10 protein-coding genes are annotated in these 11775 nt (G+C 61.2%); 7 read left to right on the forward strand and 3 right to left on the reverse strand.

The features are described from left to right. Positions 1–18 precede the first annotated feature (18 nt). A complete protein-coding gene (gene epsC / locus AC1UK9_RS01355) occupies positions 19–945 on the forward strand; it encodes a serine O-acetyltransferase EpsC (protein WP_482579090.1) in 927 nt (308 codons plus the stop codon). 412 nt (positions 946–1357) lie between these two features. Further along, positions 1358–3319: a choline transporter BetT gene (gene betT, locus AC1UK9_RS01360; protein ID WP_177327341.1), complete on the forward strand. Its 1962-nt coding sequence runs from the start codon at positions 1358–1360 to the stop codon at positions 3317–3319. A gap of 24 nt (positions 3320–3343) precedes the next feature. Here the strand turns inward: betT and AC1UK9_RS01365 are convergent, their stop codons facing one another. Then, on the reverse strand, positions 3344–3604 hold the full coding sequence (locus AC1UK9_RS01365; RefSeq protein ID WP_025110994.1) for a hypothetical protein: 261 nt from the start codon (positions 3602–3604) through the stop codon (positions 3344–3346). A gap of 397 nt (positions 3605–4001) precedes the next feature. On the opposite strand from AC1UK9_RS01365, the gene AC1UK9_RS01370 reads away from it, so the two are divergent. Together AC1UK9_RS01370 and AC1UK9_RS01375 are read left to right on the forward strand one after the other, a co-directional pair. Beyond that, positions 4002–4184, forward strand: a complete 183-nt coding sequence (locus AC1UK9_RS01370; protein ID WP_482579092.1) for a type II toxin-antitoxin system HicA family toxin — start codon at positions 4002–4004, stop codon at positions 4182–4184. After that, complete coding sequence (locus AC1UK9_RS01375; protein ID WP_025110993.1) at positions 4181–4645, forward strand: type II toxin-antitoxin system HicB family antitoxin; 465 nt, start codon at positions 4181–4183, stop codon at positions 4643–4645. Before AC1UK9_RS01370 ends, AC1UK9_RS01375 begins: the two co-directional genes overlap by 4 nt. A 93-nt stretch (positions 4646–4738) precedes the next feature. Here AC1UK9_RS01375 and AC1UK9_RS01380 read toward each other — a convergent pair whose 3' ends face one another. Continuing rightward, a complete protein-coding gene (locus AC1UK9_RS01380) occupies positions 4739–5776 on the reverse strand; it encodes a LacI family DNA-binding transcriptional regulator (protein ID WP_482579094.1) in 1038 nt (345 codons plus the stop codon). Between the two features lie 205 nt (positions 5777–5981). Between AC1UK9_RS01380 and AC1UK9_RS01385 the strand changes: the two genes are divergently transcribed. From AC1UK9_RS01385 to mgrA, 3 genes are all read left to right on the forward strand, one after another. Beyond that, entirely contained in the window at positions 5982–8207 is a 2226-nt protein-coding gene (locus AC1UK9_RS01385) for a TonB-dependent receptor (RefSeq protein ID WP_473014153.1), read from the forward strand. A 1-nt stretch (position 8208) separates the two neighbouring features. Beyond that, a complete protein-coding gene (locus AC1UK9_RS01390) occupies positions 8209–9528 on the forward strand; it encodes an LLM class flavin-dependent oxidoreductase (RefSeq protein WP_473014154.1) in 1320 nt (439 codons plus the stop codon). Positions 9529–9637: 109 nt separating this feature from the next. Beyond that, positions 9638–10675: an L-glyceraldehyde 3-phosphate reductase gene (gene mgrA / locus AC1UK9_RS01395; protein WP_135294741.1), complete on the forward strand. Its 1038-nt coding sequence runs from the start codon at positions 9638–9640 to the stop codon at positions 10673–10675. Between the two features lie 117 nt (positions 10676–10792). On the opposite strand, the gene tauD is transcribed toward mgrA, so the two are convergent. Further along, positions 10793–11635 carry a taurine dioxygenase gene (gene tauD, locus AC1UK9_RS01400; RefSeq protein WP_482579097.1) on the reverse strand — a complete coding sequence of 281 codons (843 nt, stop codon included), beginning with the start codon at positions 11633–11635 and terminating at the stop codon, positions 10793–10795. Between the last annotated feature and the right edge of the window lie 140 nt (positions 11636–11775).

Here is an 11775-nt window from a genome sequence, read left to right on the forward strand (position 1 = left end):
CCCTGAGGAGTCTTTACCGTGAGCGAGCGTTCCAGCCATTGGCAACTGCAGACCATCGTCAGCCAACTGCGCACTGCGCGGGATCAGTGGCGTGCACAAAATGGCCGGGCCACCGGCGAGCAGGGCGGGCGCGAGTTGCCGTCCCGCGCGGCGATGGCGGAGATTCTCGAGGCCTTGTGTGGCGCGTTGTTCCCGATGCGTCTGGGGCCGGTGGATTTGCGTGAGGAAAGTGAAGACTTCTATGTCGGTCACACCCTCGACACGGCGCTGAATGCCTTGCTGGCGCAGGCCAGACTTGAGTTGCGCTACGTCGCCCGGCACAGCGCGCAGGACAACGGCGACGTCGAGAAGCAGGCGATCCGCATCATCCAGGACTTCGCCCTGGCGTTGCCGGGCCTGCGCAGCCTGCTCGACACCGACGTGTTGGCGGCCTACCACGGTGACCCCGCGGCGCGCAGCGTCGATGAAGTGCTGCTGTGCTATCCGGGGATTCTGGCGGTGATCCACCATCGTCTGGCGCACCATCTGTATCGCGCCGGGCTGCCATTGCTGGCGCGGATCAGCGCAGAAATCGCGCATTCGGCGACGGGCATCGATATTCACCCGGGCGCGCAGATCGGTCGCAGCTTCTTCATCGACCACGGTACCGGTGTGGTGATCGGCGAGACCACGATCATCGGTGAGCGCGTGCGCATCTATCAGACCGTGACCCTGGGCGCCAAGCGCTTCCCGGCAGACGAGGACGGGCAGTTGCAGAAGGGTCATCCACGCCATCCGATTGTCGAAGACGACGTGGTGATTTATGCCGGGGCGACGATTCTCGGGCGGATCACCATCGGCCAGGGGTCGACCATCGGCGGCAATGTCTGGCTGACGCGCAGCGTGCCGGCGGGGAGCAACCTGACTCAGGCCAATCTGCAGCATGATGACGGGACGCAGAAGTAAGGCGCTGAATCTGCGTTGCTGTAGCGGGCCGCTTCGCGAGCAGGCTCGCTCCCACAGGGGACGGGTGTCGATCACAGATCCAATGTGGGAGCGAGCCTGCTCGCGAATGGTTTTCAGGTCGAATCGAGATAATGGCATTCAGCCAATTGTGCAGTGAACGAATTGCCTCTGATCCGCGTCATACCCCCTCCTTGGGCTACTGTAGGAAAACTACCGCCTAGCCCTGCGATTAGTCCTTACCACCCTATCCATGTTTAACTTGAACGTTCATTCAAGTTAAACCGGTGGTTCGCTGCCCGCTCACAACAGGAGGCTTGCCTTTGCTGAGTCCGATCATTTCAGCCACGTTTCAACCCCACGAGGTGCACCGTCCATGAGTGCATCGTCCACCCCCGCCAGCGGTCTGGTACGCATGAATCCGCCGGTGTTCTACTTCGCCGCGACGGTCATTCTGCTGTTTGGTCTCGTTGTCATCGCCATGCCGGAGCAGGCTGGAGCCTGGTTGCTGGCTGCACAAAACTGGGCGGCCAATACGGTCGGCTGGTACTACATGCTCGCGATGACGCTGTATCTGGTCTTCGTGGTGGTCACCGCGTTATCGGGCTACGGCAAGATAAAACTCGGTGCCGACCACGACGAGCCCGAATTCAGTTACTTGTCCTGGGCCGGCATGCTGTTCGCTGCCGGGATCAGCATCACCCTGTTTTTCTTCTGCGTGTCCGAGCCACTGACGCATCTGGCCCAACCGCCACAAGGCGAAGCCGGCACCGCCGACGCGGCGCGCCAGGCGATGCAGATCCTGTTTCTGCACTGGGGCCTGCACGGCTGGGGCGTGTTCGCCTTCGTCGGCATGGCCCTGGCCTATTTTGCCTACCGGCATAACCTGCCGCTGGCCCTGCGTTCGGCGCTGTATCCGCTGATCGGCAAACGCATCAACGGCCCCATCGGTTACGCGGTGGATGGCTTCGGCATCATTGCCACGGTGTTCGGCCTCGGTGCGGACATGGGCTTCGGCGTGCTGCACCTCAACTCCGGCCTGGATTACCTGTTCGGTATCGCCCACACCCAGTGGATTCAGGTCGGCCTGATCACATTGATGATGGGCGCGGCGATCATCGTCGCCGTGTCGGGTGTGGATAAGGGCGTGCGAGTGATGTCAGACATCAACATGCTGCTGGCCTGTGCGCTGCTGCTGTTCGTGTTGTTCGCCGGCCCCACCCAGCACCTGCTCAACACCTTGATCCAGAACCTCGGCGACTACCTCGGCGCCTTGCCGATGAAGAGTTTCGACCTCTACGCCTACGACAAACCGAGCGACTGGCTCGGTGGCTGGACGGTGTTCTATTGGGCCTGGTGGATCGCGTGGTCGCCGTTCGTGGGCCTGTTCATTGCGCGGATTTCCCGTGGCCGGACCATCCGTGAATTTGTCTTCGGCGTGTTGCTGATCCCGCTCGGTTTCACCCTGGCGTGGATGTCGATCTTCGGCAACAGTGCCATCGATCAGGTGCTCAACCACGGCATGTCGGCGCTGGGCATGTCGGCCCTCGACAATCCGTCGATGAGCCTTTATCTGCTGCTGGAAACCTATCCATGGAGCAAGACCGTCATCGCCGTGACGGTGTTCATCAGCTTCGTGTTCTTCGTCACCTCGGCCGACTCCGGCACCGTGGTGCTCTCGACCCTCTCGGCCAAGGGTGGCAACCCGGACGAAGACGGGCCGAAATGGCTGCGGGTGTTCTGGGGCGCGATGACCGCGCTGGTGACCAGTGCGCTGCTGTTCTCCGGCAGTATCGATGCGCTGAAGTCGGCGGTGGTGCTGACCTCGTTGCCGTTCTCGCTGATTTTGTTGCTGATGATGTGGGGCCTGCACAAGGCGTTCTATCTGGAGTCGCAGAAACAGATCGCGCAACTGCATTCGCTGGCCCCGGTGTCCGGTTCACGTCGTGGCAAGGGTGGCTGGCGTCAGCGCCTGAGTCAGGCCGTGCATTTCCCGTCACGCGACGAGGTGTATCGCTTCATGGACACCACCGTGCGTCCGGCAATCGAAGAGGTGACGGCGGTATTCGTCGAAAAAGGCCTGAACGTGGTCACCCAGCCGGACCCGGCGCATGACAGCGTCAGCCTGGAAATCGGCCATGGCGAGTTGCATCCGTTTATCTACCAGGTGCAGATGCGCGGCTATTTCACGCCGTCGTTTGCGCGCGGTGGCATGGGTTCCAAGCAACTCAACAACCGCCGCTACTACCGCGCTGAAGTGCATTTGAGCGAGGGCAGTCAGGACTACGATCTGGTGGGCTACACCAAGGAACAGATCATCAACGACATCCTCGACCAGTACGAACGCCACATGCAGTTCCTGCATCTGGTGCGTTGATCGGCCGCTGGGCGACGGGACGTTTTACGACTCGGCGCTCAGCACCATGAACAACACCATCGCCGCCATCGGCACCCCGAACACCGCACTGCCCACCGCAATTTCCGACCCCAGCGGCTGCCCGGCATGCACCACTCCCACCGCGCCATTGATCACCGTCAACGCCAGCCACAGCGCGGCGAAGCTGTAGGCCAAAGTCTGCCGGCTGAAGCCGATTCGCTCGCCGATGTAGAGCATCAGGGCGAGCAGCACCAGGCCGAAGAAGATGATGATGGCGGTATGCATGGGTGTGCCTGCTGGATATGCGGTGCTTGATCGGCCGTCTTCGCGGGCAAGCCCGCTCCCACAGGTTTTTGTGTTGAATACAGAGTCTGTAAACGACGCGAAACCCTGTGGGAGCGGGCTTGCCCGCGAAGGGGCCATCTCGGTTTCATTTAGAGCATAGCTAAGTCAGCCCGCCTCAATACACGCAGGACTTTCGTCATCTGACATATTTCGCGACTCGTTCAAATGTATCTGGTCGGCGAGGCACTTTCTCGCTGGCCCGCACCTGCCATCGGTCTGACCAAAAACGGCGGACATGTTCCGTCAGCTAATATTTGTCTGAGTGTGTATCGTGTGTATAAATCAAGTGTCCACGCCCTAAAGTGACCAGCTCTTGCTGTCGAACAGGGCGAAGGCAATGCGTAGTCGGGAAATGATCAGGATGATCGAGGACGACGGTTGGTATCTGGTTGCAGTGAAGGGCAGTCACCATCAATACAGGCATCCGCACAAGTCGGGACGGCTGACGGTCAAGCATCCGGATTCGGACCTTCCCAAAGGGACGATCAACAGCATTTTGAAACAAGCGGGATTGAAATGAAGCCCGTCACTGGAAATGAAAGTCCTTTTATGGACACGTCAGAGGAAGGATTCACGTCTATGAAGTTCCCGGTCGTTCTGCACAAGGATGCCGACTCAGACTACGGAGTGATTGTCCCGGATGTACCAGGGTGCTTCTCCGCAGGTACTACGGTAGCCGAAGCTTTTGAAAACACTCAGGAGGCTCTGGCCCTGCACTATGAGGGACTGGTCGCTGATGGTGCACCGTTGCCCCGAGTTCAGGACATTGATGCTCATCTTGATAATCCGGATTACGCGGGTGGGATCTGGGGTGTTGTCGACTTTGATATCACGCCCTATTTCGGCAAATCGGTACGCTTCAACGCCACGCTGCCCGAACAACTGCTCGAGCGTATCGATCAGACAGTCCGGCGTGATCAGCGCTACAGCTCCCGTTCCGGGTTTCTGGCGGCTGCTGCTTTGCGCGAATTGTCGGCATAACGAAGAACCTGCGCTGGCGCAGACTGCGATCTTTTGATTCTGGCTTTGAGCGAAAGATCGCAGCGTTCGATAGCTCCTACAGTGGTTTTAGAATCAGGTGCTCTCGCGCTCGATCACTTCGCATTGCAGTAAATTCAGGCGCTGCACCTCATTGCTCGGCAATACGCCAAGGCTTTCCAGCACCCGCGTTGCTGCCAGCACGCCAATCTCCAGTGCCGGCGGTTTGATCGTGCTCAGGCTGGGCAGCAGCATCTCGGCGAACGGGTAATCGCCGAAGCCGAGCACGGCGCAGTCTTCGGGGATGTTGAGGCCGGCGCGTTGCCCGGCGAGCAGGGCGCCGGCGGCGAGGTTGTCGTTGGCGAAGATGATGGCGTCAGGGCGCGGCGAGGCGTTCATCAGCGCTTCCATCGCTTGCTTGCCCGCCTCGAACGGGGCGCGATCGGCGTCCGGTGCGAACACCCAGGGCTCCAGACCGAGTTCACGCACGGTCGCGGCGTAACCGTCACGGCGCTCCAGTGCGCTGAAGTCGCCGGGTGCGCTGTTCTGCACAAATGCGATTCGCCGATAGCCCTTGTCGTGTAGAAAACGGGCGGCGCTGACACCTACCTCGAAGTGCGAAAAACCGATCTGCATCGGCTCGCGCTCCGGCTGGTAATCCCAGGTTTCGATCACCGGGATATCTGCTTCGGCCAGCATTTTTTCCGTGCCCGCGCTGTGAAAGTGACTGGTGACCACCAGCGCCGCCGGCGACCAGCCGAGGAAGGCCCGCACCGCGTTTTCTTCCTGTTCAGTGCTGAAGTAACTCGAGGCCAGCAGCAACTGATAACCGTGGCGGCTGAGGGTGTCGCTGAAGCCTTGAATGGTGTTGGCAAAGATCGGCCCGGAGATGTTCGGGATCACCATGCCGACGATTTTTCCCCGTGCTGAAGCCAGCCCGCCGGCCACCAGGTTCGGCACGTAGCCCAACTCGGCCACCACCGCCGCGATCCGTTCGCGGCGCTCGGGCGAGACCGATTCCGGTTGATTGAAATAACGCGATACGGTGATCGCCGATACGCCAGCCTGGCGTGCTACCGCATTGAGGGTCACACGTCCGGCGCCACGGCGTTTGCGGGGCTTTTCCTGGCTCAAGTCTCGATCCTTGTTAAAAACAAAAACGCATATAAAAGTAATTTTTCAGTATTTGACGGTCTATGCCCGGCTTGCCAATACTGGCGATGTTAGCGCTAACAATGCGCGTTGTCTGCTACTCGCTCGAGCGAATGCCCAAGACATCGATTCAGGCGCTGTCGTCGCAGAACGGCAGCGATTCAGGGCCAATTTCGAGCGGGCAAACATGCACAACATTCCTGGGGCGACACCTAAACTGGCGCAATCGATTTGCGCTGCCGGCTGGATTTTTACCGGGCTGGCGGCGTTGCCGCTGGCCGACGCTTTTGCAGCTGACAGCAGCGATCAGGAGCCGACCCTCAAGTCGGTGACGGTCACCGCCACCCGCCGCGAAGAGTCGCTGCAAAAGGTCCCGGTGGCGGTCTCGGTGATCGACGGTGAACAGCTGGAGCGCGACAACCGCAATGGTGTGGCAAGCATCGTCCAGCAAGTACCGTCGCTGAATTTCCGCACCGGCGCGTCGAACAAGGACACCTCGTTGTTCGTGCGTGGCGTCGGCACGATTTCTACCTCACCCGGTGTCGAACCCACAGTGGCCACGGTGATTGACGGCGTGGTCTATGCGCGTCCCGGCCAGTCGACCCTCGATCTGTTGGATCTGGAGCGTGTCGAAGTACTGCGCGGCCCTCAGGGCACTCTGTTCGGCAAGAACGCCTCGGCCGGTGTGCTCAACATCACCAGCAAGGCGCCGACCAACGAGACCCACGGTTACATCGATCAGTCGTACTACAGCGGCAACGAAAGCCGCACTCGCTTCGGCATCGGCGGCAGCCTGATTCCGGACACGCTCAAGGGTTCGATCAGCACCTTGTTCGGTACTTACGACGGCAATGTCGACAACAAACACAACGGCCAGGAGGTCAACGGTTACAACCACCGCGGCGTGCGCGGCAAACTCGAATTCACCCCGAACGATGACGTCACCTTCACCCTGATCGCCGACTACATGCAGTCCCACGACGACGGCCCCAACGGCGTGGTCAGCAAGTCGCTGACGCCGGCCTTCGCCAACGCGCTGAGCCCGGTTTACGCCAGCAGCCATAACCGCGACATCAACACCGACACCCGCACTCACGTCGAGGACACCAACAAAGGCCTGTCCGGCCAGCTCGACTGGCAATTGGGCGATTACACCCTGACGTCGATCACCGCGTGGCGCGGCTGGGACAACACGCAGTATCAGGACGGCGATCGGCTGAGCACGATCACTGCAGCGTTCCCCGGCACCGCCGACAAGGGCGATCTGGCCTTCGACCAGTATTCGCAGGAGCTGCGTCTGGCCTCGCCGAAAGGCCAATTCCTCGAATATGTCGGCGGCCTGTTCTACATGCACGGCAAGGATGACGAGACCTATCAGCGCACCTTGACCACCACCACACGCACCGACCGTGGCGTCGCCGATTACAGCACCACCAGCGACAGCTACGCCGCGTTCGGCGAAGCCACGCTGAACTTCACCTCGGACTTTCGTGGTATCGCCGGCCTGCGCTACACCCACGACGAACTGGAATACGATCACCGCCGCATCTCGACGTCGGCGACCACGGTCAGCGGCATTCAACCGGCGACCAGCAGCTCCGGTTCGGTGGACGAGGACGGCTGGTCCGGCCGCCTCGGTGTCCAGTACGACCTCAGCGATGCAGTCACCACCTATCTGACCTACTCGCGCGGCTACAAAGGCCCGGCCTACAACGTGTTCTTCAACATGCAGCCGCGTGACACCGAGGCGCTCAAACCGGAAACCTCCAACACCTGGGAAGCGGGGATCAAGGCCACGAGCTGGAACAACCGGCTGACCACCAACCTCGCGGTGTTCCACAGCGACTACGACAACTATCAGGCGAACTTTTTCGACACCGTCGCCGGGCAAGTGGTGACGCGCCTGATCAACGCCGGCAGCGTCAGCACCGAAGGCGTCGAACTCGATTACGCCTTGCAGGCGACCCGGCAACTGAAGTTCTCCGGGGCGCTGGCCTACACCCGCGCACGCATCGATCAATTCAGTTGCCCGGCGGGCGCTGCGGCGTCGTGCAACGTCAATGGCAAGCCGCTGCCGTTCAGCCCGGACTGGAAAAGCTACGTGCGCGCCGACTACAGCATTCCGTTGGACAACGGTCTGGATATCGAACTTGGCACCGACTACAGCTGGCAAAGCGAAGTGCAGTACGACATCAGCCAGAACGCCGACACCAAGCAAGGCGCCTACGGCATCTGGAACGCCAGCGTCGCTCTTGCCGATTACACCAACGGCTGGCGCGTGGCACTGCTGGGCAAGAACCTCGCGGACAAGTCCTATTCGCCATTGCTGGCCAGTGGCGGCAACTACATCTACCGCGCCGTGCCACGGGATGACGAGCGCTACTTTGGCGTGCAACTGCGCAAGGATTTCTGAGATGAGCAGACAGTTGAAACTGGGCGCGTTTCTCATGGCCACCGGGCACCACGTCGCCGCGTGGCGTCACCCGCAGGTGCCAGCCAATGCCGGTCTGGATTTCGCCCACTACAAGCGTCTGGCGCAGATTGTCGAGGCAGCAAAATTCGACACGCTGTTCATCGCCGATAGTGTGGCCGCGCCGACCCAGGACATCGCCAGCCGCATGGCGCGCTCCGATCACTTCGAACCACTGACCTTGCTCTCGGCGTTGAGTGCGGTCACCGAACACATCGGCCTGATCGCCACGGCGACCACCAGCTACAACGAGCCTTACCACGTAGCGCGCAAATTCGCCTCGCTCGATCACCTGTCCGGTGGGCGCGCCGGGTGGAATCTGGTGACCTCGGACAACGCCGCCGAAGCGCTGAATTTTGGTCGCGAGGAGCACATCGGCCACGCCGACCGCTACCGCCGCGCCCGTGAGTTTCATCAGGTGGTCACCGGGCTTTGGGACAGTTGGGAGGACGATGCCTTCGTGCGTGACAAGGCCAGCGGCGCGTATTACGACCCGTCGAAGCTGCACGTGCTGGATCACGTCGGCGAGCACTTTCGGGTGAAAGGCCCGCTGAACGTGGCGCGCTCACCGCAGGGGCAACCGGTGGTCGTGCAGGCGGGTTCTTCCGAAACCGGGCGGGAATTGGCAGCGCAGACCGCTGAAGTGGTGTTCACCGCGCAAACCTCGCTGGCCAGTGCTCAGGCGTTTTACGCCGACCTCAAGGGCCGCCTGCCGAAATACGGGCGCAGTGCCGATTCGCTGAAAATCATGCCAGGGGTGTTTGTCGTCGTCGGGCAGACGGAGGCCGCAGCGCAGGAAAAATGTGAAACGTTTCAGCAATTGGTCGAACCGGAGGTTGGCGTCGCCTTGCTTGGGCGTATGCTGGGCAACTTCGACTTGTCGAAGTACCCGCTGGACGGACCGTTGCCCGAGTTGCCGCTGACCGACAGCGGCCAGCAGAGCCGGCAGAAATTGCTGACTGAACTGGCGGGACGGGAGAATCTTTCGCTCGCCGAGTTGGGGCGCAAGATTGCCGGCGGGCGTGGGCATTACAGCCTGATCGGCACCCCGGTGCAGATCGCTGACCGCTTGCAGGAATGGTTCGAACAGGGCGCGGCGGATGGCTTCAACGTGCTGGTGCCGCACCTGCCCGGTGGGCTCGAAGACTTCGCCCATGGCGTGGTCCCGGAACTGCAGCGGCGTGGGCTGTTCAGAACCGAGTATGAGGGTCGGACATTGCGCGAGAACCTGGGTCTCGCCCGGCCTGGCAACAGATTTGTGTAACACCCTTCGCGGGCAGGCTCGCTCCCACATGGGCGTGCATTCCAAATGTGGGAGCGAGACTGCTCGCGAAGAAGTCGACACCCATTGAAGACAGACAAGAGAGGATTCGATGACTTACACCGCTGCCGAAAACCGCTACGACTCCATCCCTTACCGCCGCGTCGGCCGCAGTGGTCTAGTGTTACCCGCGCTGTCGCTGGGCCTGTGGCACAACTTTGGCGACAGCACGCCGATCGACACCCAGCGCGCCTTGCTGCGTACCGCGTTCGACCTGGGCATCAACCACTTCGACCTCGCCAACAACTACGGCCCGCCGTACGGCAGCGCCGAGATCAATTTCGGTCGCCTGCTGCGTGAAGACTTCAAACAGTACCGCGATGAGCTGATCATCTCCAGCAAGGCCGGCTGGGACATGTGGCCCGGCCCTTATGGCCAGGGCGGCGGCTCGCGCAAATACGTGTTGGCCAGCCTCGATCAGAGCCTGCAGCGCCTGGGCCTGGACTATGTGGATATCTTTTATTCGCACCGCTTCGACCCGGACACCCCGCTGGAAGAAACCGCCAGCGCCCTCGCCACTGCGGTGCAGCAGGGCAAGGCGTTGTACATCGGTATCTCGTCGTATTCCGGGGTGAAAACCCGCGAGATCGCTGCGCTGCTCAAAGAGTGGAAAGTGCCGCTGCTGATTCATCAGCCGGCGTACAACCTGCTCAATCGCTGGGTGGAAAAGGACCTGCTCGACACCACCGATGAGCTCGGCACTGGCGTGATTGCGTTCACCCCGTTGGCGCAAGGTCTGCTGACCGACAAGTACCTCAACGGCGTACCGGCGGATGCGCGGGTCAATCGTCCGGGTGGCGGTTCGCTGCAGGCTTCGCACTTGTCCGAAGCGAACATTGCGCACGTGCGCGCGTTGAACGAGATTGCCAAGCGTCGCGGCCAGAGCCTGGCGCAACTGGCATTGGCCTGGACCCTGCGTGATCCACGGGTGACCTCGGCGCTGATCGGCGCGAGCCGGCCGGAGCAGATTGTCGAGAACGTCGGGGCGTTGAAGAACCTGAGCTTCAGTGCTGAAGAGTTGGCGGAGATTGACCGGTTTGCCCAAGAGGGCGGGATCAATCTGTGGGAGAAGCCTTCGACGGCGGAGTAACGTTCAAGCTGCAAAAAAGCTTTCGCGAGCAGGCTCGCTCCCACAGGGAAACGCGTTCCAATGTGGGAGCGAGCCTGCTCGCGAAGGGGCCGCTTCAGTTACTGAAGATCTCGATACTCAGCGAAAGAAAGGCACATCCCCCAACACCGTAGCCCGCTGCATCACCCGCCGCGCCGGCCGGTAATCATCCACCGCGTAATGCTGGGTCACGCGGTTGTCCCAGAACGCAATGTCGTCTTTCTGCCAGCGCCAGCGAATGGTGAATTCCGGCCGCGTCGCGTGGGCGAACAGAAACTTCAGTATCGCTTCGCTTTCGGTTTCCGACAGCTCGTTGATCTTCGACGTGAAGCCTTCGTTGACGAACAACGAGCGGCGTCCGCTCACCGGGTGGGTGCGGATCACCGGATGCGACAGCGGCGGATTCTTGCGCCGTGCCTCTTCCCATTGCGCCAGTGCGTCGGGCGTGTTGCCGTAGCGTTCCAGCGGAAACGAACGGGTGAAATCATGGGTTGCGGTCAGCCCTTCGAGCAAGGTTTTCACAGGCGCCGACAGGGCCTCATACGCAGCAATCCCGCTGGCCCACAAGGTGTCGCCGCCAAACTCCGGCAGCAGCTTGGCGCTGAGTACCGCGCCCATCGCCGGGGTCGGCAGGAAGGTCACGTCGGTGTGCCAGATTGCGTTGTCGCGCACGTCGGTGACAGCGGTGTCGAGGATCAGCACTTCAGGCTGCTCCGGCACATTGGGGTAGATCGGGTGAATGTGCAGGTCGCCGAAGTACGCCGCAAAACGCGCCTGTTGTGGCGGCTCGATCGGCTGGTTGCGGAAGAACAGCACTTGATACTTGAGCAGTGCCTGCTCGATGGCGTCGCGCTGTTCCAGGTTCAGCGGCTGGCTGATATCGACGCCACTGATCTGTGCGCCGAGGGCCGAGCTTAAGGGGGTGATGGTCAGGCTGCTCATGATGGTTCTCTAGAATTCGGGGTGTGATGCTTTTGTGGGAGCGAGCCTGCTCGCGAATGCTGCGTGTCAGGCGACAGTGCAGTGACTGCTCCGACGCTTTCGCGAGCAGGCTCGCTCCCACAGGTGTGTTCACATCAAAT

It is taken from the genome of Pseudomonas sp. AK-TSAG1-1, assembly GCF_056821665.1.

Bases quoted from the DNA above. Each gene is read 5' to 3' on its own strand.
- betT (WP_177327341.1), top strand. From the start codon at position 1,358: ATGAATCCGCCGGTGTTCTACTTCGCCGCGACGGTCATTCTGCTGTTT.
- AC1UK9_RS01365 (WP_025110994.1), bottom strand. From the start codon at position 3,604: ATGCATACCGCCATCATCATCTTCTTCGGCCTGGTGCTGCTCGCCCTG.
- AC1UK9_RS01370 (WP_482579092.1), top strand. From the start codon at position 4,002: ATGCGTAGTCGGGAAATGATCAGGATGATCGAGGACGACGGTTGGTAT.
- AC1UK9_RS01375 (WP_025110993.1), top strand. From the start codon at position 4,181: ATGAAGCCCGTCACTGGAAATGAAAGTCCTTTTATGGACACGTCAGAG.
- AC1UK9_RS01385 (WP_473014153.1), top strand. From the start codon at position 5,982: ATGCACAACATTCCTGGGGCGACACCTAAACTGGCGCAATCGATTTGC.
- AC1UK9_RS01390 (WP_473014154.1), top strand. From the start codon at position 8,209: ATGAGCAGACAGTTGAAACTGGGCGCGTTTCTCATGGCCACCGGGCAC.
- mgrA (WP_135294741.1), top strand. From the start codon at position 9,638: ATGACTTACACCGCTGCCGAAAACCGCTACGACTCCATCCCTTACCGC.
- tauD (WP_482579097.1), bottom strand. From the start codon at position 11,635: ATGAGCAGCCTGACCATCACCCCCTTAAGCTCGGCCCTCGGCGCACAG.